Here is a 25,731-nt window from a genome sequence, read left to right as displayed (position 1 = left end):
GTTGGCGTTTGCTATCTTATTGCATGCGTGCTTTAACTTTTAAATATTCATGCGAGTTATTTATGTGAATGTATATATATCCAGAAAGAATGCGCGTGTCTTATTAATATCAAAATATCACTGTTGAATTCGCCAAAATAGAGCATTTTTTCTTGAATGCATTTAGAAGAAAAATTGATGCAATGGGTAACATTGATTATGAATTAATAAAAAATAGGCATTTTTCCGAAAAACGATGCATTGAACCCTTGAGAGTTTCTGTTGGCGGTAAGCGCGAAAAAACAGGGGAGTATTAGAGGCTATTCTGCCCATTGACCCGAAAGCGCTCTGGCATGATACCCCTGAATCATTGGGCTGCGAGACCGAAAGTGGCAGAAGAGAACGACGACAAAACAGAAGCCCCCACACCCCACCGACTTGAAAAAGCCCGTGAGGATGGGCAGATCCCCCGATCCAGAGAGCTGACGTCCCTGCTGATCCTGGTGGTCGGCGTGTGCATCATTTGGTGGGGCGGGGAGATGCTCGCCCGCAGACTGGCGGGCATGCTCTCTGCTGGCTTACGTTTCGATCACAGCATGGTCAATGACCCCAATCTGATCCTCATTCAAATCATCAATCTTGTGAAAAGCGCGATGATTGCCTTGCTGCCGCTGATCGTGGGCGTGGTCATCGTGGCGCTTGTATCCCCGGTCATGCTCGGTGGCCTGGTGTTCAGCGGTAAATCGCTGCAACCGAAATTCTCTAAGCTCAACCCGCTGCCCGGTATTGCAAAAATGTTTTCCGCGCAAACGGGCGCTGAGTTGCTCAAAGCCATTCTGAAATCGCTCCTTATGGGCGGGACAGCCGGGTTTTTCCTGTGGCACTACTGGCCTGAGATGATGCGCCTGATCAGCGAATCCCCCATGACGGCGATGAAAAACGCCCTGAATCTGGTCGGACTATGCTCGCTGCTGGTAGTGCTCAGCATTATTCCGATGGTGGCGTTCGACGTTATCTTCCAGATCTTTTCCCATATCAAGAAGCTGCGAATGTCGCGTCAGGACATCCGCGATGAATATAAACAGATGGAAGGCGACCCGCACGTCAAGGGCCGTATCCGCCAGATGCAGCGTGCTGCCGCGCGTCGTCGCATGATGGAAGATGTGCCGAAAGCCGATGTGATCGTCACTAACCCGACCCACTACTCCGTCGCGCTACAGTACGACGAAAACAAAATGAGCGCGCCGAAAGTGGTGGCGAAAGGGGCCGGGCTAATTGCGCTGCGCATTCGTGAAATCGCCACGGAAAACCGCGTGCCGATCCTTGAAGCACCGCCGCTGGCTCGTGCGCTGTACCGCCACGCGGAAATTGGACAACAGATCCCGGGCCAGCTCTATGCCGCTGTCGCAGAGGTGCTGGCCTGGGTGTGGCAACTGAAACGCTGGCGTTTAGCAGGCGGTCAACGACCTGTAAAACCTGAGAACCTTCCGGTGCCTGAAGCACTGGATTTTTTGAACGAGAAGGACACTGATGGCTAATCTGGTGGCAATGTTGCGCCTGCCCGGCAACCTGAAAACGACGCAATGGCAGATCCTTGCCGGACCGATTCTGATCCTGCTAATTTTGTCGATGATGGTGCTGCCGTTACCGGCATTTATCCTCGACCTGCTTTTCACCTTCAACATTGCGTTGTCCATCATGGTGCTGCTGGTGGCGATGTTTACCCAGCGCACGCTGGAGTTCGCCGCGTTTCCAACGATCCTGCTATTCACCACGCTGCTGCGCCTCGCGCTGAACGTTGCCTCCACGCGTATCATCCTGATGGAAGGGCACACCGGCGCGGCGGCGGCGGGCAAGGTGGTAGAAGCCTTCGGTCACTTCCTGGTGGGCGGCAACTTCGCCATCGGTATCGTGGTGTTCGTCATTCTGGTGATTATCAACTTTATGGTTATCACTAAAGGTGCAGGGCGTATCGCAGAAGTGGGCGCGCGCTTCGTGCTCGACGGGATGCCGGGCAAGCAGATGGCCATCGACGCCGATCTTAATGCCGGGCTGATCGCGGAAGATGAAGCGAAAAAACGCCGTGCCGAAGTGACCCAGGAGGCCGATTTCTACGGCTCGATGGACGGTGCGAGTAAGTTTGTACGCGGTGATGCCATCGCGGGCATTCTGATTATGGTGATTAACGTCGTCGGCGGCCTGCTCGTCGGCGTGCTGCAACACGGAATGGACATGGGCCACGCGGCGGAAAGCTATACGCTGCTGACCATCGGTGACGGTCTGGTCGCGCAGATCCCGGCGCTGGTGATCTCCACCGCGGCGGGTGTGATCGTGACTCGCGTCAGCACCGACCAGGACGTTGGCGAGCAGATGGTGGGACAGCTGTTCAGCAACCCGCGCGTTATGCTGCTCTCCGCGGCGGTGCTGGGCTTGCTCGGGCTGGTGCCGGGCATGCCAAACCTGGTGTTCCTGCTGTTTACCGCTGGACTGCTGGGGCTTGCCTGGTGGATGCGTGGCCGTGAAACCCAGCCAGCGGCAGAGCCGGCGCCGGTCAAAATGCCTGAGAACACCCAGGCGGTAGAAGCGACCTGGAACGACGTTCAGCTTGAGGATTCGCTGGGGATGGAGGTGGGCTACCGCCTGATCCCGATGGTGGATTTCCAGCAGGATGGTGAACTGCTGGGCCGTATCCGCAGCATTCGTAAAAAATTCGCCCAGGACATGGGCTTCCTGCCGCCGGTGGTTCATATCCGTGACAACATGGATCTGCCGCCCGCACGCTATCGCATCCTGATGAAAGGGGTGGAAATCGGCAGCGGCGACGCGTACCCCGGCCGCTGGCTGGCGATTAACCCCGGCACCGCCGCAGGCACGCTGCCGGGCGAGCAGACGACCGATCCGGCCTTTGGTCTGGCCGCTATCTGGATCGAAAGCGCGCTGAAAGAGCAGGCGCAGATTCAGGGTTACACGGTCGTTGAGGCCAGTACCGTGGTGGCGACGCACCTTAACCACTTGATTGGTCAGTTCTCTGCGGAGCTGTTTGGACGTCAGGAGGCGCAGCAGCTGCTTGACCGCGTAACGCAGGAGATGCCGAAGCTGACCGAAGATTTAGTCCCGGGCGTGCTGACCTTAACCACGCTGCATAAAGTGCTGCAAAACCTGCTCGACGAGAAGGTGCCTATCCGCGATATGCGTACCATCCTCGAAACGCTGGCCGAGCATGCGCCGCTGCAAAGCGATCCGCACGAGCTGACGGCGGTAGTGCGCGTAGCGCTCGGACGCGCCATTACCCAGCAGTGGTTCCCGGGAACCGGCGAAGTGCAGGTAATTGGCCTCGACACGCCGCTTGAACGTCTGCTGCTACAGGCCCTACAGGGCGGTGGCGGACTGGAGCCAGGCCTGGCGGACAGATTACTGGCGCAAACTCAGGAGGCGCTGGCGCGTCAGGAGATGCTGGGCGCGCCGCCGGTGCTGCTGGTGAATCATGCGCTGCGTCCGCTGCTGTCGCGCTTCCTGCGCCGGAGCCTGAACCAGCTGGTGGTCCTGTCGAACATGGAGCTGTCCGATAACCGCAATATCCGCATGACGGCGACCATCGGAGGAAAATAATGCGTAAGTGGCTGTGGATCTTACTTTTTCCGCTGGCGGCGCAGGCCGCAGGCGAGGGGGCATGGCAGGCCAGCAGTATCGGCTTAACGCTCAACCATCGGGGGGAGGCGATCTCCTCCCGTCCGCTGTCGGCCTCTGAGCCCGTTTCCGGGCAGATGACGCTGGTGGCCTGGAATTACACATTGACGGGCCCTACGCCGGCCGGGTTACGGGTACGGCTGTGCTCGCTGACCCGCTGCGCGGAAATCGAGGGGCAGAATGGCACAACCCAGGCCTTAAACGGGGTGTCTGCTCAGGAACCTTTACGCTTTATCTGGGAAGTGCCGGGCGGTGGACGCCTGATCCCGGCGCTTAAAATTCAGCGCAACGAGGTGCTCGTCAACTACCGCTAACTGCCCGCCTTTTCGCCAGTCTTCAGGCATTTCTGAAGGCTGGCTCGCAAAATTGACCTTCCATTTTGATGCAAAAGAAACGCTGTTTTATAAATCAGTGACACGCGTAACGACACTCTTTGCATTTTTGCCATTTGCCACCCGGTGATGGCAGAAACAGAAAGGTTTCACCAGGTCGATACTTTTACTGTAGCCGTGTAAAAACTCCCGGACGAGGTTTGCTTACAGGGAGTCTCCCAAAACTGATTAGGGTTGACGGCAATGAAAACACGAAAAATTGGACTCGCAAATTATCTTGCTTACGGGTCAGGGGACTTCCTCGGGGCGGGGACTACCGCCCTGACGGCCGCCTGGCTTTTGTATTTTTATACCACCTTCTGTGGACTCACACCGATTGAAGCAACCTTTATCTTCGCCGCCGCAAGGGTGCTGGATGCGGTTGTCAGCCCGTTAATGGGCTTTTTAACCGATAACTTTGGTACCACCTGGTTGGGTAAGCGTTTTGGCCGTCGTAAGTTCTTTATTCTGCTCGGTATTCCCTGCGTGTTCAGCTATTCGCTGATGTGGGTAGGGGACATGAGCTTCTGGTACTACCTGCTGACTTATCTGATCTTCGATATCGTCTACACCATGATCCTGGTGCCGTACGAAACGCTGGTGCCGGAGATGACGGACGATTTCAAACAGAAAACCAAATTCTCCGGGGCGCGTATCTCCATGGCGCAGATGTCTGCCATTCTCGCCTCCTTCCTGCCGGGGATCCTGCTCACGCAATTTGGTAAAGACAACGCGATCTCCTTCTTCTATGCCAGCCTGGTCTTCTCCGTACTGTGCGCCCTGATGCTCACATTTGTCTGGTTCTTTACCTGGGAACGTCCGCGTGAAGAGTGGTCTGAAGCGGCCCTGCGTGCCGAAGAAGAGAAGAAAAAGCTGACCCTGGGCCAGAGCCTGAATCGTCTTTTTGTCGAATTAAGTTCAACGCTGCGTATCAAGATTTTCCGCCAGCACCTGGGCATGTACCTCGGCGGCTATATTGCTCAGGACGTGTTCAACGCCGTCTTCACCTATTACGTGGTGTTTGTGCTGATGCAGGAAGCGTCGATGGCGTCCAACCTGCTGGGCACGATGGCCATCTTCCAGTTCCTCGCCGTGATCGGGATGATCCCGCTGTGCATTCGCTTCGGACCTGCACCGTCTTACCGCATGGTGGTCGTGCTGTTTGGCCTGGCTTCGCTCTCTTACGCGGTGCTTTACTACGCGGGCCTGAGCGACGTATACGCTCTGCTGTTGCTGATCTCTGCAATTGCCGGTCTTGGCCGCGGCGGTATCAACTATGTACCGTGGAATACCTACACCTACATTGCTGACGTGGACGAAGTGATCACCGGTCAGCGTCGCGAAGGGATCTTCGCGGGCATCATGACCCTGACCCGTAAAGCGTCTCAGGCCGGCGCGGTGATGCTGGTGGGTATCGTGATGCAGATGTCCGGCTTTGTCAGCGGTCAGAAAGTACAGCCTGCGGAAGTGAGCCATACCATTCTGATGATCCTGAGCGTGGGCACCATTCTGGTGCTGTTCTGCGGCTTCCTGGTCTCCCTGCGCTTCAGGCTCAATTTACAAACCCACAGCACCCTGCGCGAAGAGACCGCGAAAATGCGCGAGTCCGGCCATGCGATGCCGGAGGCGGCGACCCCGCAGGCGCGCGCCACCGTGGAGATGCTGGCCGGTATGCCGTATGAATCCCTGTGGGGCAACAACAATATCGGTTATCTGAATCGCAATAAGCCCGCGGCCCCTTCGCTGAAGGATCGTGCGGTACTGAATTCGACATACAACAGAGGTTAAGATGATGAAAGTTTGGCCTGTCAAACATAGCCCGCTACTGCGTCAGCCTGAGCGCTTTATCGCCAGGGATGAGCTGAAATCGCTCATTCAGAAGGTGACGCATAACCTGGTCAATATCCACGACAAAACGGGTGAGTTTTTGCTGCGGCTGGACGACGGGCGCGTGATCGACACCAAAGGCTGGGCCGGATGGGAGTGGACGCACGGCGTCGGTTTGTACGGTATCTGGCAGTATTACTGCCAGACCGGTGACGCAGGCATGTGCGAGATTATCGACAGCTGGTTTGCTGACCGTTTCGCAGAGGGCGCAACCACCAAAAACGTGAACACCATGTCGCCGTTCCTGACGCTGGCGTACCGCTACGAAGAGACCAAAAACCCGGCCTGGCTACCGTGGCTGGAAAGCTGGGCAGAGTGGGCGATGAACGAGATGCCGCGCACCGAACATGGGGGCATGCAGCACATCACGCTGGCAGAAGAGAACCATCAGCAGATGTGGGACGACACGCTGATGATGACGGTACTGCCGCTGGCGAAAATCGGCAGGCTGCTGAACAAGCCGGAGTACGTAGAGGAGGCGATCTATCAGTTCCTGCTCCACGTGCAGAACCTGATGGACCGGGAGACGGGGCTGTGGTTCCACGGCTGGAATTACGAAGGTAATCACAACTTTGCCCGGGCCCGCTGGGCGCGCGGCAATAGCTGGCTGACCATCGTGATCCCGGACTTCCTTGAGCTGGTGGATCTGCCGGAAAACAACGCCGTTCGTCGCTATCTGGTGCAGGTGCTGAATGCGCAGATCGCCGCGCTGGCAAAATGTCAGGACGAGAGCGGGTTGTGGTATACGCTGCTTGACGATCCTGATTCTTATCTTGAGGCGTCGGCCACGGCAGGGTTTGCCTACGGTATCCTGAAGGCCGTGCGCAAGCGTTATGTCGGCGCAGAGTACGCTGAGGTGGCGGAGAAAGCGATTCGCGGTATTGTGCAAAATATCTCGCCGGAAGGGGAGCTGCTGCAAACCTCGTTCGGGACGGGAATGGGCAGCGATCTTGATTTTTATCGTCAAATACCGCTGACGTCGATGCCGTATGGCCAGGCAATGGCGATTCTGTGCCTGACGGAGTATTTACGCAAATATTTCTGACGGCTGCTTAATAATTTCATTACTGCAAAGCCCCTCTTTAAAGGGGCTTTTTTTTATAATAACGGCGGGTAAATATAATACGCCATCAATATGATATTCTGCTTGTATTTATGACGTGAATAATAGGCTTAAAATAAATTCAGGCTATTATTAAAATGTGATTCTCTTCACAAAATGCATGCCGTATTTATCCTATTTTTTAATTGCATTAAGATTCTTCCAATACACATTTAAGGAGTGATGCAATGGAAAATGCAATGGGCAGTATTGTTATTAACCCTTCTGTAAATATGCATGCCGATAAAATGTCGGATGAACATCTTCAAATGTTCGAATCGGTTTTCAATGATATCGACGGCGCGGGCTATACCCCGCTACTGTTTGTCGGTAGCCAGCTCGTGGCTGGCCAGCTGCATACCTTTATTGCGCTTCGCCGTTTCATGCATGCAAAGGGACAAGAAAAATCACTGGTTAAGGTCATTATTTTTCAAAGTCTGAACAATGAGTTGGCTATCCATTCGATCTCAGAATTCTAATCATTTTATTTACGGATAATTATTTAAACTGAAAAGGAAATCATTATGTGGAAATCAGCGAAAAGAGATGAATTTATTCCGTTGGACGCGCCTGTAGCCGGTTATGAAATTGGGGTGCCAGGTATCAAAGGACCTTCACCGCTGTTTATTATTCGCGCAAAACTGAATAATGGTATTCATCCGGGTAAATGGGTGTTCGGCAATACGGCCTGGGTCCCATGGGGAGGGAGCGAGCACCTGTGTAATGAATTTGAAATTTACGTGGGCGCGTTAAAATGGGTAGACGTTAAGGGGAAAAATTTCCCACCGAATGTGGTTGAGGCGGGGCATGAAGCCAATGGTGCTAAGCTCTACGTTGCACGTGCAAAATTCGATAATGGCCTGTTTGTTGGTAAAGCAGGAAGCCACCTCAGCAGAGGATGCTGCATCGGCTATAACGGCAGAGAGTATGAATTAGATACCTTCCAGGTGCTCGTTCACGACTAACCGCAATCAGCCATAAAAAAACCCGGCGACCGCCGGGTTTCTTTTTTACATACGTTCTACGGTTTCGATACCCAGGGTCTCCAGACCCAGCTTCAGGGTTTTCGCCGTCAACTGCGCCAGCTTCAGGCGGCTGTTACGCACCGCTTCGCTCTCGGCAGAGAGGATAGGACAGTGTTCGTAGAAGCCAGAGAACAGACCGGCCAGATCGTACAGGTAAGCACACATAACGTGCGGCGTACCGTCACGGGCGACCACGGAGAGCGTCTCTTCGAACTGAAGCAGACGTGCGGCCAGCTGTGCTTCCCGGTCTTCGGTAATGGTCACCGGGGCGTTCGCCAGCACGCTTTCGTCGATATTCGCTTTACGGAAGACGGAGAGCACGCGGGTGTAGGCATACTGCATGTAAGGCGCCGTGTTGCCTTCAAATGCCAGCATGTTGTCCCAGTCGAAGATATAGTCGGTGGTACGGTTCTTGGAGAGATCCGCGTATTTCACCGCACCGATACCCACGGCGTTAGCCAGTTTTTCCAGCTCGTCAGCAGGCATATCCGGATTCTTCTCGGCCACCAGGCGACGCGCGCGTTCCAGCGCTTCATCCAGCAGATCGGAAAGCTTCACGGTGCCGCCCGCACGGGTTTTGAATGGCTTACCGTCTTTACCCAGCATCATGCCGAACATGTGGTGTTCCAGCGGCACGCAATCCGGTACGTAGCCCGCTTTACGCACGATCGTCCACGCCTGCATCAGGTGCTGGTGCTGACGGGAGTCGATGTAATACAGCACGCGGTCCGCATGCAGGGTTTCATAGCGGTATTTCGCACAGGCGATATCGGTGGTGGTGTACAGATAGCCGCCATCCTTTTTCTGGATGATGACGCCCATCGGTTCGCCTTCCTTGTTTTTGTACTCATCAAGGAATACCACCGTTGCGCCTTCGCTTTCTACCGCCAGATGTTTGGCTTTCAGGTCCGCCACAATGCCTGGCAGCATCGGGTTATACAGGCTTTCACCCATCACGTCGTCGCGGGTCAGGGTCACGTTCAGACGGTTATAGGTGAGCTGGTTCTGGGACATAGTGATGTCCACCAGCTTGCGCCACATCTCGAGGAAGTACGGGTCGCCCCCCTGGAGTTTCACCACGTAGCTGCGCGCGCGCTCGGCGAAGGCTTCGTCTTCGTCATAGTGTTTTTTGGCTTCACGGTAGAACCCCTCCAGGTCCGCCAGCGCCATTTCGCCCGCATTTTCCTGCTGCTGTTTTTCCAGATACGCGATCAGCATGCCGAACTGAGTGCCCCAGTCGCCTACGTGGTTAGCGCGGATCACCTTGTGCCCCAGGAATTCCAGGGTTCGTACGGCGGCATCACCAATGATGGTGGAGCGCAGGTGGCCGACGTGCATCTCTTTCGCCACGTTTGGCGCAGAGTAGTCAACCACCACGGTCTGCGGCTCTGGCTGAGTCACGCCCAGACGGTCAGACTTCAGCGCCGCGTCAACGTGGCTTGCCAGGAACGCAGGCTCAAGGAAAATGTTGATAAACCCCGGACCGGCGATTTCGGTTTTGCTGGCGATGCCGGTGAGATCCAGATGCGTCAGTACCTGCTCAGCGAGCTGTCGCGGCGGCATGCCCAGTTTTTTAGCCACTGCCATCACGCCATTAGCCTGATAGTCGCCAAACTGTACTTTTGCTGACTGACGAACCTGTGGTTCGCAATCCGCAGGCGCGCCTGCGGCAATCAGTGCCTGACTGACTTTTTCTGAGAGAAGAGCCTGAATATTCACCTGGATACCTTACATTTTTGATGCGGGTAAAAACGCCCGCGCCAGTTTAAGAATTTAGGGCGGGAGTATACTGCAAATGCCTTCGGGCGTCAGCCCTGCCGGGGCCGAAGATTGTTCAGAATCCAGGCGAAGACGGTGTGCATAAACATGCAGTCGAAAAAACCGTGATTCTGCGGTTGGTCGAATGGGGGCAACAGAGTAAATTAGCGGCTTTGCGACACGAGACGAGACTGACCTATGGCGAACTGGCACACCCTTGACGAACTGCATGATATTTCCGCAGATTTACCACGCTTCACCCAGGCGTTCACAGAACTTGCCACCCGTCTCGGGCTGGATATCGCGCCGCTTGACGCCGATCACATTGCTTTGCGCTGCCACCAGAACGCCACCGCCGAACGCTGGCGGCGTGGCTTTGAGCAGTGCGGCGAGCTGCTCTCAGAGAATATCATTAACGGCCGCCCGATTTGCCTGTTCAAACTTCACGAGCCGGTAAGTGTGGCCCACTGGCAATTCACCGTTGTTGAACTGCCCTGGCCGGGAGAAAAACGCTATCCACACGAAGGCTGGGAGCATATCGAAATTGTTCTGCCTGGGGAGCCAGAGACGCTGAACGCGCGTGCGCTGGCGCTGCTCTCTGACGAGGGCTTAAGCCAGCCGGGTATTTTTGTGAAAAGCAGCTCACCAAAAGGGGAGCGCGAACGTTTACCAAACCCTACGCTTGCCGTTACGGACGGGAAAGTGACGGTGAAATTCCATCCCTGGACTATCGAGCAGATCGTCGCCAGCGAAGCGTGAGCGTTGATCCAGACAGGAATCGGGCAACGTGCCACGATGGTGCGTTGAGCGAAATTTAAGGAGGAAGATATGGCGCTGCTGGAAATTTGTTGTTACAGCGTGGAGTGTGCCGTTACTGCGCAACGGCAGGGGGCCGATCGCATCGAGCTTTGCGCGGCACCGAAAGAAGGTGGATTAACCCCGTCCTCTGGCGTGCTGAAATCAGCGCGTGAGGCCATCACCATTCCGGTGCACCCGATTATTCGCCCGCGCGGGGGGGATTTTTGTTATACGGCGGGTGAGTTTAGCGCCATGCTTGAGGATATTGCCCTCGTCCGTGATTCAGGTTTCCCGGGGCTGGTGACCGGCGTGCTGGATGAAGACGGCAACGTCGATCTTCCGCGCATGCGCCAGGTTATGCGCGTTGCCCAGGGAATGGCGGTCACTTTTCATCGTGCGTTCGATATGTGTAAAGATCCGATGCAAGCCTTTGATACGCTGGCAGAACTGGGAGTGGCGCGCGTTCTGACGTCAGGCCAGCAGTCCTCGGCTGAAAAAGGACTGAAATTAATTACGGAACTAAAAGCACATTCCGGTGTTCCAATAATCATGGCGGGCGCGGGAGTACGCGCCAGCAATCTGGAACTGTTTTTAAACGCAGGGGTGGAAGAGCTGCACAGCTCGGCGGGTAAATGGATACCTTCGCCCATGCGTTATCGCAATACAGGGTTGTCAATGTCGACGGATGCTGAAGCGGATGAGTACTCGCGCTACGGTGTGGATGGAGAGTCGGTTGCGGTAATGAAATCGCTGATTGAACGTCATCACGTGTAGCAACGTACCGATTTTTACCGCGCATCATGTCGCCCAATATGATGCTTGCTTGTACCAGGCCCCTGCAATTTCAACAGGGGCCTTTTTTTGTCCTGTGCCCGGTGGCGCTGCGCTTACCGGGCCTACAAAAGCGAGAGTAGTCCGGGTAAGGCGTAGCCGCCACCCGGCTAAAAGATTACGGCTTGGTTGCAATCAACACCGCACGCATCGGGGCCGGATAACCTTCGATGGTTTTACTGTGATCGTCCGGGTCGAGGAACTGCTCCAGCGATTCGGTGATCATCCAGTCGGTGCGGCGCTGCTCCTCAATCGACGTCACGCACACATCGGCGATGCGCACATCGATAAAGCCACATTTTTCCAGCCAGTTCTTCAGTGCCAGCGCGGAAGGGATGAAGTAAACGTTGCGCATCTGCGCGTAGCGATCGCCCGGTACCAGAACCGCATGCTCATCGCCTTCGATAACCAGCGTTTCCAGCACCAGCTCACCGCCGCTGACCAGCTGATCTTTCAGCTGCCACAGATGCTCCAGCGGGGAACGACGGTGGTATAGCACGCCCATGGAGAATACGGTATCAAAGGCTTTCAGGGCCGGGAGTTGCTCGATGCCCAGCGGCAGCAGGTGCGCGCGCTGGTCGTTGCCGAGCAGCTTTCGCACGGCTTCAAACTGGCACAGGAACAGCTGCATCGGATCGATACCCACCGCCAGATGCGCGCCCGCGCCGATCATGCGCCACATGTGATAGCCGCTGCCGCAGCCCACGTCCAGAATGGTGCGCCCGGTCAGGTCGGAAAGGTGCGGCAGTACGCGATCCCACTTCCAGTCTGAGCGCCACTCGGTATTGATGTTCACGCCGTACAGCGAGAACGGCCCTTTGCGCCACGGCATCAGGTTACGCATCAGCGTTTCGATACGGTTAATCTGCCCGGTCGGGAGCGGCGCTTCGCTTTCTGCCGTCACGCTGTGCAGTAAATCCAGACGATGAGGCGTCAGTTCAGGCAGAAACTCCACGGCGTTTGACCACTGCTTCAGCAGGCCATGCTGCTGATCGCGCTGCCAGGTGGCAATTTGCGCAGGCAGGGTCTCCAGCCAGTGGGAGAGATGGTTTTTGGCAATCAGCTGATAGAAATTACCGAACTCGATCATGCTGCGTCTCCGGCCTTCAGCGCTACCAGAGAGCCAAAGTTAAAGCACTGGAACCACAGTTCACTGTGTTCGAATCCGGCTTTGTGCAGGCGCGCTTTGTGAGTTTCCACGGAGTCCGTCAGCATCACGTTCTCCAGCATGCTGCGCTTCTGGCTGATCTCCAGCTCGCTGTAGCCGTTAGCACGCTTGAAATCGTGGTGCATGTTAAACAGCAGCTCGCCTACGCTGGCGTCTTCAAAGCTGAATTTCTCGGAAAGCACCAGCGCGCCGCCCGGGTTGAGGCCTTGATAAATTTTATCCAGCAGCCGCTGACGATCGTCCGGCACCAGGAACTGCAAGGTAAAATTCAGTACCACCATCGAGGCGTTCTGGATGTCGATATCGCGGATATCGCCTTCTACTACCTCCACTGGCGTAGGGGCTTTATACGCGTCAATGTGTCGACGGCAGCGTTCAACCATAGCCGGAGAGTTATCGACGGCTACGATCTTGCAGCCTTCCTGATGAACGTTACGGCGGATGGACAACGTTGCCGCACCCAGCGAGCAGCCCAGGTCATAAACCTGCGTGCCGGGTTGAACGAAGCGTTCAGCCAGCATGCCGATCATGGAAATAATATTGGAATAACCTGGAACAGAGCGCTGGATCATATCCGGGAAGACTTCGGCTACCCGTTCATCAAAGGTCCAGTCGCCCAGGCTGGCGATAGGCGCGGAAAAAAGCGTGTCGCGATCTGACATAACGTAAAAATCCGGGAAAAATAAAGGGGCATATTGTGCGCTAACGGAAGGAGAAAACCAACTCCCACGGCATATACCAAAGGTTAGCCAGCACCATCAGCAAAAGCGAGCACCAGGTCGCGCTCATGCCGGAACGACGCCAGCGTATAAGGCGTTGGTGAAAACCGTAATAATGCATTAAGCGTCCGGCAATCAGCAGCAGCCCACAGACGTGCACCATCCAGGTTTCTGCGCCATCCATTTCCATTAACAGCAGTAAAATTAACGCGACGGGAATGTACTCGACCGCGTTGCCGTGGATGCGGATTGCGCTTTGCAGCTCAGAAAAGCCCCCGTCACCGTAGGAGACGCGGTACTGCATTCTCAGGCGCACAACATCAAATGAAAATTTAATCAGCAGTAATGCACCTAACACCGCATACAGCGCGCTGACCATACTAACTCCCTGTTTTTGGCAGATGGCACGTCTCTATGATAGGGGGTGATATCAGAAAAGAGAAGATTGTTGTGGGATGGAGGGGGCGGGGCCAACCGACGGAACCGCACGCTGCAAGGCCTGCCAGAGAGCATCGACCAGTTCAGGCGCCTGGGCAATATCCGGCGTATGTAAAAACAGGTACGGGGTGGTGGTCTGCTCCCATTTCGCGAGCGTTTGCAGCCAGACGGCGAACATCGCCTGGTTTTGCTGCATGTTATCGCTGCCGATAAACCGCACCATCGGGTTTTTGGCCGTCACGATCGCGTGGACGGGCACTTTCGGTTTTTTGCGCTGGGCATCAACAATGGCTTCGCTGTGCGGGATTGCGCTGTGCACGGGCCGGCTGTCGAGGATCGCCCGATTGACAGAGCGATCTAACAGACCGCGATTCAACGCTTTTTCCGCCTCGCCTTTAGCAAAGAATTCCGGATGCCTCACTTCCACGCCGTAGGTAAAGTCATGCGGCAACGCGTCGAGAAACTGCCAGAGAGCAGGCAGGTCGCGCGGGCCAAACGTGGCGGGAAGCTGGAGCCAGTACTGTCCAATCCGGCTGGCCAGAGGCGACATACGGGTGAAAAACTCGTGGGTTAAATCATCGCAGTTGCGCAGCGCGGCGTTGTGGGAGATGGTTGCCGGGAATTTAAAGCAAAAGCGAAAGTCGTCGGTGGTTTGCTCGCGCCAGCGTTCGACGATCTCCGCGCGTGGCAGGGCGTACAGCGTTGTATTGCCCTCCACGCAGTTAAAGTGTCGGGCATACTCTTCAAGGCTGGTAATACCCAGGCGCACCCATTTCGGGTGCGACCACTGGGGCAGGCCCACGTACATCATAGCGCGCTCAGGATCTCATCCGTGCTGCGCACGCGACCGATACGCGGGAAGATATGGGTCATGCTGCCCTGATGCTGGTCCGCAGAGGCTGCGCTGCACGCGTCTTCTGCGATGACCAGGTTAAAGCCCAGCTCCCAGGCGTTACGGGCGGTGGATTCCACACCGATGTTGGTGGAGATCCCGCACAGAATGATCGTGTCGATTCCGCGACGGCGCAGCTGAAGCTCCAGATCGGTGCCGTAGAAGGCGCCCCACTGGCGTTTGGTGACTTCAATATCGCTGTCGCGTTTACCGAGCGAGACCGGATACGTCCACCAGTTGTCCGGCAGCGCCTGCGCCGGGGCCTGAGCATCAACCGGCTGTTTTAACGCTTCGGCAAAATCAGCGGACCAGCCGACGCGCACCATGACCACCGGCGCACCGCTGGCACGGCATTTTTCCGCCAGACGCGCAGCGCGGCTTACGACATCGTCAGCGGTGTGCGGACCCCCGGCAAAAGGCAGGATCCCTTCCTGTAAATCAATGACCACAAGGGCGGTTTTGGTGGCATCAAGCGTCAACATTGTTACTCCAGTCAAATCAGTTGCTTTTCTACACCTTACGACGGTATGGCCTGTTATCGGTCGGATAATTTTGTTAATTTTTGTGAGAATAGGCAATAAGAGCACAGCAAACGCGCGTCAGGCCGTGCTTCGCTCTTATCGTCCGGCAGAATTTCCAGTATAATAGCCGCCTTTTTTCATCCAGTTGTGACATACAGAAAGCTGCGACATCGTAGCCTGCAAGACAGGCAACAATCAGCCTGCGGCTAATTAAGGGATATCTCATGCGTACAGAATATTGCGGGCAGCTGCGTCAGTCCCACGTCGGGCAGCAGGTTACCCTGTGTGGTTGGGTCAATCGTCGTCGCGATCTTGGTAGCCTTATCTTTATTGATATGCGTGACCGCGAAGGTATCGTTCAGGTGTTCTTCGATCCGGATCGCGCTGATGCGTTGAAGCTGGCTTCTGAGCTGCGTAATGAGTTCTGCATTCAGGTGACGGGCACCGTGCGTGCGCGTGACGAAAAAAACATCAACGCCGAGATGGCGACCGGCGCTATAGAAGTGCTGGCGTCCGATCTGGTGATTATCAACCGCGCGGAAGCGCTGCCGCTGGACTCCAACCACGTCAACACCGAAGAAGCGCGTCTGAAATACCGCTACCTGGATCTGCGTCGTCCGGAAATGGCTCAGCGCCTGAAAACCCGTGCGAAAATCACCAGCCTGGTGCGTCGCTTTATGGACGATCACGGTTTCCTCGATATTGAAACCCCGATGCTGACCAAAGCCACGCCGGAAGGCGCGCGCGATTACCTGGTGCCATCCCGCGTCCATAAAGGCAAATTCTATGCGCTGCCGCAGTCTCCGCAGCTGTTCAAACAGCTGCTGATGATGTCCGGCTTCGACCGCTACTACCAGATTGTAAAATGCTTCCGCGACGAAGACCTGCGCGCTGACCGTCAGCCAGAATTTACCCAGATCGATGTGGAAACCTCCTTCATGACCGCCGAGCAGGTGCGTGAAGTGATGGAAGCGCTGGTGCGTAGCCTGTGGAACGACGTCAAGGGCGTTGAGCTGGGCGATTTCCCGATCATGACCTTCGCGGAAGCCGAGCGTCGCTACGGTTCCGACAAACCAGATCTGCGTAACCCGATGGAGCTGGTGGACGTGGCTGACCTGGTTAAAGACGTGGAGTTCGCGGTCTTTGCTGGCCCGGCTAACGATCCGAAAGGCCGCGTGGCTGCCCTGCGCGTACCGGGCGGCGCGTCCTTAAGCCGTAAGCAGATTGACGACTACGGCAACTTCATCAAGATCTACGGCGCGAAAGGTCTGGCCTATATTAAAGTGACCGAGCGCGCGAAAGGTCTGGAAGGCATCACCAGCCCGGTGGCGAAATTCCTGAACGCGGACATCGTGGAAGCGATCCTTGAGCGCACCGGTGCCCAGGACGGCGACATGATCTTCTTCGGCGCAGACAACAAGAAAGTTGTTGCTGACGCAATGGGCGCGCTGCGTCTGAAGCTCGGTAAAGACCTGAACCTGACCGACGAAAGCAAATGGGCGCCGCTGTGGGTTATCGACTTCCCGATGTTTGAAGACGACGGTGAAGGCGGCCTGACCGCGATGCACCACCCGTTCACCTCGCCAAAAGACATGACGGCGGCGGAGCTGAAGGCAGCACCGGAAGATGCGGTAGCGAATGCCTACGATATGGTTATCAACGGCTACGAAGTGGGCGGCGGCTCCGTGCGTATTCACAGCGGTGAAATGCAGCAGACCGTGTTCGGCATTCTGGGCATCAACGAGCAGGAGCAGCGCGAGAAGTTTGGCTTCCTGCTGGACGCCCTGAAGTACGGTACGCCTCCGCACGCGGGTCTGGCCTTCGGTCTTGACCGTCTGACCATGCTGCTGACCGGCACCGACAACATCCGTGATGTTATCGCCTTCCCGAAAACCACCGCAGCGGCGTGTCTGATGACCGAAGCGCCAAGCTTTGCCAACCCGGCCGCGCTGGCCGAGCTGGGCATTGAGGTGGTGAAGAAGGAAGAGAAAAACTGATATGGCATACAAGCTTCCCGTTTCTGTCTTAGTTGTCATTTATGCCCTGGACACGAAGCGGGTGCTGATGTTGCAGCGGCGCGACGATCCTGATTTCTGGCAGTCGGTTACCGGCAGCCTGGAAGAGGGGGAGACCGCGCCGCAGGCCGCCGCGCGTGAAGTAAAGGAAGAGGTCGCCATTGATGTTGCTCGCGAGCAACTGACCCTGAAGGACTGTCAGCGCACGGTGGAGTTTGAAATTTTTAGCCATTTACGTCATCGCTATGCGCCGGGCATTGAGCGCAATACGGAATCGTGGTTCTGCCTTGCGCTTCCCCATGAGCGGGAGATCGTGTTCACTGAACATCTGACCTACCGCTGGGTCGATGCGGCGGATGCCGCCGCACTGACCAAGTCATGGAGCAACCGGCAGGCGATTGAAGAATTTGTAATTAACGCTGCCTGAGAAGGCGCGATTTTTGGAGAACTTTTTATGGCAGGTCATAGTAAGTGGGCCAACACCAAACACCGTAAAGCGGCACAGGATGCCAAGCGCGGTAAAATCTTTACCAAAATCATTCGTGAGCTGGTGACAGCGGCGCGTCTGGGCGGCGGCGATCCGGCCTCTAACCCGCGCCTGCGTGCGGCGGTGGATAAAGCCCTGTCCAACAACATGACGCGCGACACCCTGAACCGCGCCATCGCACGTGGCGTGGGCGGTGACGAAGACGCGAACATGGAAACTATCATTTATGAAGGTTACGGCCCTGGCGGTACGGCGGTAATGGTTGAATGTCTGTCTGACAACCGTAACCGTACCGTTGCGGAAGTGCGCCACGCGTTCACCAAAACCGGCGGTAACCTGGGCACTGACGGCTCCGTAGCTTACCTGTTCAGCAAAAAAGGCGTCATCTCCTTCGAGAAAGGCGACGAAGACGTCATCATGGAAGCGGCGCTGGAAGCAGGCGCGGAAGACGTGGTGACCTACGACGACGGTGCGATTGACGTTTACACCGCGTGGGAAGAGATGGGTGCCGTGCGCGATGCGCTGGAAGCGGCTGGCCTGAAGGCGGATAACGCTGAAGTGTCCATGATCCCGTCCACCAAAGCGGATATGGATGCGGAAACCGCGCCTAAGCTGCTGCGTCTGATCGACATGCTCGAAGATTGCGACGACGTACAGGAAGTGTATCACAACGGTGAAATCTCTGATGAGGTGGCTGCGACGCTGTAATGCGCCAGCCTGAACCGTTTACGGGAGACGCGTGATGTCGATTATCCTTGGGATTGACCCCGGCTCGCGCGTCACCGGCTATGGCGTTATCCGTCAGGTGGGACGCCAGCTAACCTACCTCGGCAGCGGCTGTATTCGCACTAAAGTGGACGATTTGCCGTCGCGCCTGAAGCTCATTTATGCGGGCGTGTCGGAGATTATCACCCAGTTCCAGCCGGACTATTTCGCCATCGAGCAGGTCTTTATGGCGAAGAACGCGGATTCGGCGTTAAAGCTCGGTCAGGCGCGCGGCGTGGCGATTGTTGCCGCCGTGAACCAGGACCTGCCGGTATTTGAGTACGCGGCCCGTCAGGTTAAACAGACGGTAGTGGGCATCGGTAGCGCGGAGAAAAGCCAGGTGCAGCATATGGTGCGCACCCTGCTGAAGCTTCCCGCAAACCCGCAGGCCGACGCCGCGGATGCGCTGGCGATTGCGATTACTCACTGCCACGTCAGCCAGAACGCGATGCAAATGAGCGAGTCGCGGCTCAATCTGGCGCGAGGCAGGTTACGATAATAAGAAATCAGGCTGGATGTTTATCCAGCCTTTTTTTATTATGTCGCCAGTTAACACTTTTCCAGAACGCAGGAGCGTCACGTGATAGGCAGACTCAGAGGCATCATCATTGAAAAGCAACCCCCGTTAGTGCTGCTGGAAGTAGGTGGCGTGGGCTATGAAGTCCATATGCCGATGACCTGCTTCTACGAGCTGCCCGACGCGGGCAAAGAGGCGATTGTTTTTACCCAGTTTGTCGTGCGTGAAGACGCTCAGCTGCTGTACGGCTTCAATAACAAACAGGAACGCACCCTGTTCCGTGAATTAATCAAAACCAACGGCGTCGGGCCGAAGCTGGCGCTGGCGATTTTATCCGGTATGTCAGCCCCGCAGTTTGTGAACGCCGTTGAGCGCGAAGATCCGGCTGCGTTGATTAAACTCCCGGGCATCGGCAAGAAAACCGCCGAGCGCCTTATCGTCGAGATGAAAGACCGCTTTAAAGGCCTGCATGGCGATCTGTTCACCCCGGCCGCCGATCTGGTGCTGACGTCACCGGGCGGGCCAGCGACGGATGACGATGCCGAACAGGAAGCGGTTGCCGCGCTGGTAGCGCTGGGATATAAACCTCAGGAGGCCAGCCGGATGGTGAGTAAAATTGCTAAACCGGACGCCAGCAGTGAAACCCTGATTCGTGAAGCGCTGCGCGCTGCATTGTGAGGTAAAGGATGATTGAAGCAGACCGCCTGGTATCGGCAGGCACCATTCAGCCAGATGACGTGGTGGATCGCGCGATCCGTCCAAAACTGCTGGATGAGTACATCGGCCAGCCGCAGGTTCGTTCCCAGATGGAGATTTTCATCCAGGCGGCAAAGCTGCGCGGCGATGCGCTCGATCACCTGCTGATTTTTGGTCCGCCAGGCTTAGGTAAAACCACCCTGGCAAACATCGTCGCCAACGAGATGGGCGTAAATTTGCGTACCACTTCCGGCCCGGTGCTGGAAAAAGCGGGCGATCTGGCGGCGATGCTGACCAACCTCGAACCGCACGACGTGCTGTTTATCGATGAAATCCACCGTCTGTCGCCGGTGGTGGAGGAAGTGCTCTATCCGGCAATGGAAGATTACCAGCTGGATATCATGATTGGCGAAGGGCCGGCGGCGCGCTCAATTAAAATCGATCTGCCGCCGTTTACCCTGATTGGCGCCACGACGCGCGCCGGGTCGTTGACCTCTCCGCTGCGCGACCGCTTTGGCATTGTCCAGCGTCTGGAGTTTTATCAGGTGCCCGATCTCCAGCACATTGTGGGCCGCAGCGCGCGCTACATGGGGCTGGATATGAGCGAAGAGGGGGCGTTTGAAGTGGCGAAGCGTTCCCGCGGTACGCCGCGTATTGCCAACCGCCTGCTGCGTCGCGTGCGTGACTTCGCTGAAGTGAAGCACGATGGCACCATTTCGGCTGAGATTGCCGCCCAGGCGCTGGACATGCTGAACGTGGATGCCGAAGGCTTTGACTATATGGACCGCAAGCTGCTGCTGGCGGTACTGGATAAGTTCTTTGGCGGGCCGGTAGGGCTGGATAACCTGGCGGCGGCGATTGGCGAAGAGCGTGAAACCATTGAGGACGTGCTGGAGCCGTATCTTATCCAGCAGGGCTTCTTACAGCGTACCCCGCGCGGTCGTATGGCGACGGTGCGAGCGTGGAATCATTTCGGGATAACGCCGCCGGCGATGCCTTAAATCATGCCGGGTGGCGGAACGTTTTTGTAGCCCCGGTAAGCGAAGCGCTACCGGGGACATGCTGACTACTGCGCGGTCTTTTTCATCATACTGAAAACAAACAATACCGCCGCGCTCAATACCACCGACGGTCCTGCCGGCGTGTCATAAAACGCCGAGAAGGTTAACCCGCCCGTCACGGCGATCATCCCGATAACCACCGCGATACCGGCCATTTGCTCTGGGGTACGTGCAAAACGGCGCGCTGTGGCGGCAGGGATAATCAGCAGCGACGTGATAATCAGTGCCCCGACAAACTTCATCGCCACGCCAATGGTTAATGCCGTGACCAGCATCAGCAGCAGCTTCACGCGCTGAAGCTTCACGCCGTCGACAAAGGCCAGATCCGGACTGACGGTCATCGCCAGCAAATTTCGCCACTGCCACAGCAGTATGCCCAGCACCACCACTACGCCAATGGCAATGGAAACCAGATCCTCTGGCGTAACGGCAAGCAGATCGCCAAACAGATAGGCCATCAGGTCAACGCGGATGTTTGACATCAGGCTCACCACCACCAGGCCCAGCGACAGGGCACTGTGCGCCATAATGCCGAGCAGGGTATCAATTGCGAGGTGAGGGCGTTTTTCCAGCCAGACCAGACCGGCGGCCAGCAGCAGCGTGACGACTATCACCGCATAGAACGGGTTCACGTCCAGCAGCAAACCAAACGCGACGCCCAGCAGGGAAGCATGGGCCAGCGTATCGCCGAAATAGGACATTCTGCGCCACACGACAAACGAGCCGAGTGGACCCGCGGCGCAGGCAAGCATAATCCCGGCCAGCCAGCCGGGCAGTAACAGTTCAATCATGAGTGTCCATTTCCCCGACGCAGGACAATTCGTCCCTGTAAATCATGGCGGTGATTGTGATTATGGCGATAAATGCCCAGCTGTTCGGCGCCACGATGGCCAAACATGGAGATAAATTCAGGATGCATTGACACCACTTCCGGCGTACCGGAACAGCAGATGTGGTGGTTCAGGCACAGCACTTCGTCGGTTTTCGCCATCACCAGATGCAGGTCATGGGAAACCATCAGCACCGCACAGTTCAGTTCACGGCGAAGCTGGTCGATGAGGTCGTACAGCGCAACCTGACCGTTAACGTCAACGCCTTGCGTCGGCTCGTCCAGCACCAGCAACTGAGGGCTGCTGAGCAGGGCGCGGGCAAGCAATACGCGCTGGGTTTCCCCGCCCGAAAGCTTTTGCAGAGGGGCATCGACGAGGTGGCCCGCCTGAACGCGCTTCAGGGCAGGGAGGATATCCGCTTTTCGCGTACCGGGGCGCAGGCGCAGGAAGCGGCTCACCGTCAGGGGCAGCGTGGCGTCGAGATGCAGTTTTTGCGGCACATAGCCGATACGCAGCTTGTCTTCGCGGGCGATTAGCCCTTCATCAGGCGTGACCAGGCCTAGCACGACGCGCACCAGCGTAGATTTACCCGCCCCGTTAGGGCCGAGCAGCGTCAGTATTTTGCCGGGCTTCAGAACCAGCGACACGTCAGAAAGGACGCGGCGCTGGCCGAATGAGACCGACACATTTTCAAGAGAAACTAAAGTCGTCATGTCAATTTAAGCTTGCAGAAGTTATCGAATGTTATAATATCACATTCCACACATTCATTACGATGATTAGTCGCATTATGTTACAGAAAAATACGCTTCTTTTCGCTGCTTTATCCGCTGCACTTTGGGGTACAACCGCACAAGATGTTAACGCTGCCGTTGTCGCTTCGCTTAAACCGCTAGGCTTTATCGCCGCTGCCATCGCCGATGGGGTCACGGAGACCCAGGTTCTACTGCCTGACGGCGCCTCCGAACATGATTATTCTTTGCGTCCGTCCGACGTAAAACGCTTACAGAACGCGGACTTAGTTGTCTGGATCGGTCCTGAGATGGAAGCCTTCATGCAGAAAACGGCGAAACAGGTTCCCGCCGCGAAACAGGTGGCGATTGGTGAGCTGTCCGGCGTGAAACCGTTGCTGATGAAAGGATCTGAGGATGACGGTGACGAACACGACCACGGTCATGCTCACGACGAAAAAGGTGACGACCATCACCATCACGGCGAGTACAACATGCATCTCTGGCTTTCCCCAGAGATAGCGCGGCTTTCAGCGGTTGCAATCCACGACAAATTAGTGGAACTTATGCCGCAAAGTCGAGTCCAACTCGACGCCAACCTGAAGGATTTTGAGGCTCAGTTAGCCGCAACCGATAAACAGGTAGGTAACGAGCTCGCACCGCTTAAAGGAAAAGGGTACTTCGTTTTTCATGATGCTTACGGCTATTACGAAAAACATTACGGTCTGACCCCGCTGGGGCATTTTACCGTCAACCCTGAAATTCAGCCTGGTGCGCAGCGTTTACATGAAATCAGAACACAGTTGGTTGAGCAAAAAGCGACATGCGTTTTTGCTGAGCCACAGTTCAGGCCAGCGGTCGTAGAAGCCGTGGCCAGGGGAACATCCGTGCGCATGGGAACCCTTGACCCGCTAGGTACGAACATCCAGTTGAGCAAAGCGAGCTATTCGCAGTTCCTCAGCCAACTGGCGAATCAGTATGCGAGCTGCCTGAAAGGAGATTAACGAGGAAGTGAATACGTGCAACAGATAGCCCGCTCTGTCGCCCTGGCATTTAACAATCTGCCTCGACCCCACCGCGTTATGCTGGGGTCGCTTACAGTTCTCACCTTAGCGGTCGCCGTCTGGCGGCCCTATGTTTACCACCCGAGTTCTGCCCCTATCATCAAAACCATCGAACTGGAGAAGAGCGAAATCCGCTCTCTGCTGCCCGAGGCCAGCGAGCCTATCGATCAGGCCGCTCAGGAAGATGAAGCGATTCCCCAGGACGAGCTGGATGACAAAATCCAGAATGAAGCCGGCATTCATGAATATGTGGTCTCGACGGGCGACACGCTGAGCAGCGTGCTTAACCAGTACGGTATCGACATGGGCAACATCAGCCAGCTTGCCGCCTCCGATAAAGAACTGCGTAACCTGAAAATTGGTCAGCAGCTTTCCTGGACCTTAACCCCCGATGGCGATCTTCAACGTCTGACCTGGGAAATGTCCCGCCGCGAAACCCGCACCTACGATCGCACGGCAAACGGTTTCAAAATGACCAGTGAAATGCAGCAGGGCGACTGGGTGAATAGCGTCATGAAAGGGACCGTTGGCGGCAGCTTTGTTTCCAGTGCACGCGATGCCGGCCTGACCAGCGCTGAAATCAGCTCGGTGATCAAAGCCATGCAGTGGCAGATGGATTTCCGCAAACTGAAAAAAGGCGATCAGTTCTCTGTCCTGATGTCCCGCGAAATGCTGGACGGCAAGCGCGAGCAGAGCCAGCTGGTGGGCGTGCGTCTGCGTTCAGATGGCAAAGACTACTACGCCATTCGCGCGGAAGACGGTAAGTTCTATGACCGCAGCGGTACGGGCCTGGCAAAAGGCTTCCTGCGTTTCCCAACGGCTAAACAGTTCCGCGTCTCCTCCAACTTCAACCCGCGTCGTCTGAACCCGGTAACGGGCCGCGTAGCGCCGCACCGTGGCGTTGACTTCGCCATGCCGCAGGGTACGCCAGTGCTGGCGGTAGGGGATGGTGAAGTGGTGATGGCGAAACGCAGCGGCGCTGCTGGCTATTACGTGGCTATCCGTCACGGTCGTACGTACACCACCCGCTACATGCACCTGCGTAAACTGCTGGTCAAACCGGGCCAGAAAGTGAAACGCGGCGACCGCATCGCGCTGTCCGGGAACACCGGCCGTTCGACGGGCCCGCACCTGCACTACGAAGTGTGGATCAACCAGCAGGCGGTTAACCCGCTGACGGCGAAGCTGCCGCGCACCGAAGGGCTGACCGGGAAAGATCGCAAAGATTACCTGGCGCAGGTGAAAGAGGTGATGCCACAGCTGCGCTTCGACTAAGCTAACACCCTCAAAAATAAGCCGGCGTCAGTGTGCGCCGGCTTTTTCTTTTGTACGCGGACGGCTGCCTCGCTACACTATCTGAATATATTTTTGCGTCACCAGACCCTGGAACCCGCATGGAAACCAAAAAAAACAATATTGAGTACATTCCCGAGTTTGAAAAATCTTTTCGCCACCCGCGTAACTGGGGCGCCTGGCTTGGCGTATACGCGTTTGCTGGCATGGCGTTGCTACCTGCTTCCCTCCGCGATCCGGTGCTCGGCAAGGTCGGGCGACTGGCAGGCCGCTTAGGAAAAAGCGCGCGCCGTCGAGCGCAAATCAATCTTCTGTACTGCTTCCCGGATAAAACCGACGCCGAACGCGAAGCAATTATTGATGACATGTATACCACCGCACCACAGGCGATGGCGATGATGGCGGAACTGGCGCTGAAAGGGCCGGAGAAGATTGTTGACCGCGTTGACTGGAAAGGGCTGGAGATCATCGACGAGATGCGTCGCAATGATGAAAAGGTGATTTTCCTGGTGCCGCACGGCTGGGGAGTCGACATTCCGGCGATGCTGATGGCCTCACAGGGCCAGAAAATGGCGGCGATGTTCCATAACCAGGGTAACAAAATCTACGATTTCGTCTGGAATACCGTACGCCGTCGCTTTGGCGGACGTTTGCACGCGCGTAACGATGGCATCAAGCCCTTCATTCAGTCCGTGCGTCAGGGCTACTGGGGCTACTACTTGCCCGATCAGGACCACGGCCCTGAGCACAGCGAGTTTGTTGATTTCTTCGCGACCTATAAAGCGACGCTACCCGCGATTGGACGCCTGATGAAAGTCTGTCGCGCCCGCGTGATCCCGCTGTTCCCGGTGTATGACGGGAAAACGCATCGCCTGAGCATTGAGGTACGTCCGCCGATGGACGATCTGCTGACCGCAGACGATCGCACCATTGCGCGCCGTATGAATGAAGAGGTGGAAGTGCTGGTGGGGCCGCATAAGGAGCAATATACGTGGATCCTTAAGCTGCTCAAAACGCGTAAGCCTGGCGAAACGGAGCCGTACAAGCGTAAAGAGCTGTTCCCTAAGAAATAGGATCCCCTCTCCCTTAGGGGAGA

General features: G+C 56.3%; 26 protein-coding genes. 18 read left to right on the top strand and 8 right to left on the bottom strand.

The features are described 5' to 3' along the window. Positions 1-368: 368 nt before the first annotated feature. The 7 genes from flhB to IM300_RS14655 all read left to right on the top strand — a co-directional run bounded on the left by flhB (position 369) and on the right by IM300_RS14655 (position 7,991). Positions 369-1,517, top strand: coding sequence for a flagellar biosynthesis protein FlhB (gene flhB, locus IM300_RS14685; RefSeq protein WP_064910429.1), 1,149 nt, complete (start codon positions 369-371; stop codon positions 1,515-1,517). Next, positions 1,510-3,588 (top strand): flagellar biosynthesis protein FlhA, encoded by a 2,079-nt coding sequence (gene flhA, locus IM300_RS14680; protein ID WP_063450124.1) that lies wholly within the window; start codon positions 1,510-1,512, stop codon positions 3,586-3,588. Before flhB ends, flhA begins: the two co-directional genes overlap by 8 nt. Continuing rightward, on the top strand, positions 3,588-3,980 hold the full coding sequence (locus tag IM300_RS14675) for a flagellar protein FlhE (protein ID WP_107533272.1): 393 nt from the start codon (positions 3,588-3,590) through the stop codon (positions 3,978-3,980). Before flhA ends, IM300_RS14675 begins: the two co-directional genes overlap by 1 nt. A 261-nt stretch (positions 3,981-4,241) precedes the next feature. Continuing rightward, positions 4,242-5,825: an MFS transporter gene (locus IM300_RS14670; protein WP_063868457.1), complete on the top strand. Its 1,584-nt coding sequence runs from the start codon at positions 4,242-4,244 to the stop codon at positions 5,823-5,825. Between the two features lie 4 nt (positions 5,826-5,829). Continuing rightward, a complete protein-coding gene (locus tag IM300_RS14665; protein ID WP_193037102.1) occupies positions 5,830-6,969 on the top strand; it encodes a glycoside hydrolase family 105 protein in 1,140 nt (379 codons plus the stop codon). A 245-nt stretch (positions 6,970-7,214) separates the two neighbouring features. Next, entirely contained in the window at positions 7,215-7,505 is a 291-nt protein-coding gene (locus IM300_RS14660; RefSeq protein ID WP_028013637.1) for a hypothetical protein, read from the top strand. Positions 7,506-7,550: 45 nt separating this feature from the next. Next, positions 7,551-7,991, top strand: a complete 441-nt coding sequence (locus IM300_RS14655; protein WP_193037091.1) for a DUF3421 domain-containing protein — start codon at positions 7,551-7,553, stop codon at positions 7,989-7,991. Positions 7,992-8,036: 45 nt separating this feature from the next. Here the strand turns inward: IM300_RS14655 and argS are convergent, their stop codons facing one another. Next, positions 8,037-9,770, bottom strand: coding sequence for an arginine--tRNA ligase (gene argS / locus IM300_RS14650; protein WP_063450120.1), 1,734 nt, complete (start codon positions 9,768-9,770; stop codon positions 8,037-8,039). 237 nt (positions 9,771-10,007) lie between these two features. Between argS and IM300_RS14645 the strand changes: the two genes are divergently transcribed. Together IM300_RS14645 and cutC are read left to right on the top strand one after the other, a co-directional pair. After that, positions 10,008-10,568: a VOC family protein gene (locus IM300_RS14645; protein ID WP_063450119.1), complete on the top strand. Its 561-nt coding sequence runs from the start codon at positions 10,008-10,010 to the stop codon at positions 10,566-10,568. A 69-nt stretch (positions 10,569-10,637) separates the two neighbouring features. Continuing rightward, the gene (gene cutC / locus IM300_RS14640) at positions 10,638-11,381 is read left to right on the top strand and encodes a copper homeostasis protein CutC (RefSeq protein WP_193037089.1); all 744 of its coding nucleotides are present in this window, start codon (positions 10,638-10,640) and stop codon (positions 11,379-11,381) included. A 175-nt stretch (positions 11,382-11,556) separates the two neighbouring features. Here the strand turns inward: cutC and cmoB are convergent, their stop codons facing one another. From cmoB to IM300_RS14615, 5 genes are read right to left on the bottom strand one after another with little or no spacing between them, the layout of a single operon-like run. Beyond that, a complete protein-coding gene (gene cmoB / locus IM300_RS14635; protein ID WP_107533267.1) occupies positions 11,557-12,528 on the bottom strand; it encodes a tRNA 5-methoxyuridine(34)/uridine 5-oxyacetic acid(34) synthase CmoB in 972 nt (323 codons plus the stop codon). Further along, positions 12,525-13,268, bottom strand: a complete 744-nt coding sequence (gene cmoA, locus IM300_RS14630; RefSeq protein ID WP_193037087.1) for a carboxy-S-adenosyl-L-methionine synthase CmoA — start codon at positions 13,266-13,268, stop codon at positions 12,525-12,527. The genes cmoB and cmoA overlap by 4 nt, the downstream gene beginning before the upstream one ends. 40 nt (positions 13,269-13,308) lie before the next feature. Then, positions 13,309-13,704, bottom strand: coding sequence for an MAPEG family protein (locus IM300_RS14625; RefSeq protein ID WP_063450115.1), 396 nt, complete (start codon positions 13,702-13,704; stop codon positions 13,309-13,311). 51 nt (positions 13,705-13,755) lie between these two features. After that, positions 13,756-14,574: a DUF72 domain-containing protein gene (locus IM300_RS14620; protein WP_063868462.1), complete on the bottom strand. Its 819-nt coding sequence runs from the start codon at positions 14,572-14,574 to the stop codon at positions 13,756-13,758. Next, a complete protein-coding gene (locus tag IM300_RS14615; protein WP_063450113.1) occupies positions 14,571-15,137 on the bottom strand; it encodes a hydrolase in 567 nt (188 codons plus the stop codon). The genes IM300_RS14620 and IM300_RS14615 overlap by 4 nt, the downstream gene beginning before the upstream one ends. Positions 15,138-15,400: 263 nt before the next feature. Here IM300_RS14615 and aspS point away from each other — a divergent pair, with 263 nt between their 5' ends. The 6 genes from aspS to ruvB all read left to right on the top strand — a co-directional run bounded on the left by aspS (position 15,401) and on the right by ruvB (position 20,657). Continuing rightward, positions 15,401-17,173: an aspartate--tRNA ligase gene (gene aspS / locus IM300_RS14610; protein ID WP_063450112.1), complete on the top strand. Its 1,773-nt coding sequence runs from the start codon at positions 15,401-15,403 to the stop codon at positions 17,171-17,173. Position 17,174: 1 nt separating this feature from the next. Further along, entirely contained in the window at positions 17,175-17,618 is a 444-nt protein-coding gene (gene nudB / locus IM300_RS14605) for a dihydroneopterin triphosphate diphosphatase (protein ID WP_063450111.1), read from the top strand. A 27-nt stretch (positions 17,619-17,645) separates the two neighbouring features. Next, positions 17,646-18,386, top strand: coding sequence for a YebC/PmpR family DNA-binding transcriptional regulator (locus IM300_RS14600; RefSeq protein ID WP_006176049.1), 741 nt, complete (start codon positions 17,646-17,648; stop codon positions 18,384-18,386). Positions 18,387-18,420: 34 nt separating this feature from the next. Beyond that, entirely contained in the window at positions 18,421-18,942 is a 522-nt protein-coding gene (gene ruvC, locus IM300_RS14595) for a crossover junction endodeoxyribonuclease RuvC (protein WP_003859749.1), read from the top strand. 81 nt (positions 18,943-19,023) lie between these two features. Beyond that, on the top strand, positions 19,024-19,638 hold the full coding sequence (ruvA, locus tag IM300_RS14590; RefSeq protein WP_023312236.1) for a Holliday junction branch migration protein RuvA: 615 nt from the start codon (positions 19,024-19,026) through the stop codon (positions 19,636-19,638). An 8-nt stretch (positions 19,639-19,646) separates the two neighbouring features. Beyond that, the gene (ruvB, locus tag IM300_RS14585) at positions 19,647-20,657 is read left to right on the top strand and encodes a Holliday junction branch migration DNA helicase RuvB (protein WP_003859753.1); all 1,011 of its coding nucleotides are present in this window, start codon (positions 19,647-19,649) and stop codon (positions 20,655-20,657) included. A gap of 65 nt (positions 20,658-20,722) precedes the next feature. Here ruvB and znuB read toward each other — a convergent pair whose 3' ends face one another. Together znuB and znuC are read right to left on the bottom strand one after the other, a co-directional pair. Next, on the bottom strand, positions 20,723-21,508 hold the full coding sequence (gene znuB / locus IM300_RS14580; protein ID WP_063450110.1) for a zinc ABC transporter permease subunit ZnuB: 786 nt from the start codon (positions 21,506-21,508) through the stop codon (positions 20,723-20,725). Continuing rightward, positions 21,505-22,260 (bottom strand): zinc ABC transporter ATP-binding protein ZnuC, encoded by a 756-nt coding sequence (znuC, locus tag IM300_RS14575; protein WP_063450109.1) that lies wholly within the window; start codon positions 22,258-22,260, stop codon positions 21,505-21,507. Before znuC ends, znuB begins: the two co-directional genes overlap by 4 nt. Before the next feature lie 77 nt (positions 22,261-22,337). Between znuC and znuA the strand changes: the two genes are divergently transcribed. The 3 genes from znuA to lpxM all read left to right on the top strand — a co-directional run bounded on the left by znuA (position 22,338) and on the right by lpxM (position 25,708). Further along, positions 22,338-23,282, top strand: coding sequence for a zinc ABC transporter substrate-binding protein ZnuA (gene znuA / locus IM300_RS14570; RefSeq protein ID WP_129741652.1), 945 nt, complete (start codon positions 22,338-22,340; stop codon positions 23,280-23,282). Between the two features lie 15 nt (positions 23,283-23,297). Further along, the gene (mepM, locus tag IM300_RS14565) at positions 23,298-24,617 is read left to right on the top strand and encodes a murein DD-endopeptidase MepM (protein ID WP_006811031.1); all 1,320 of its coding nucleotides are present in this window, start codon (positions 23,298-23,300) and stop codon (positions 24,615-24,617) included. A 119-nt stretch (positions 24,618-24,736) separates the two neighbouring features. After that, complete coding sequence (gene lpxM / locus IM300_RS14560; protein WP_063868466.1) at positions 24,737-25,708, top strand: lauroyl-Kdo(2)-lipid IV(A) myristoyltransferase; 972 nt, start codon at positions 24,737-24,739, stop codon at positions 25,706-25,708. Positions 25,709-25,731: the final 23 nt, after the last annotated feature.

The sequence above is a fragment of the Enterobacter cloacae complex sp. I2 genome, assembly GCF_014896205.1.
In the GTDB taxonomy this organism is placed as follows: Bacteria; Pseudomonadota; Gammaproteobacteria; order Enterobacterales; family Enterobacteriaceae; genus Enterobacter; species Enterobacter quasihormaechei.
The sequence above is the reverse complement of the archived record's forward strand: the minus strand, read 5'-3'. Positions and strand labels throughout refer to the sequence as shown.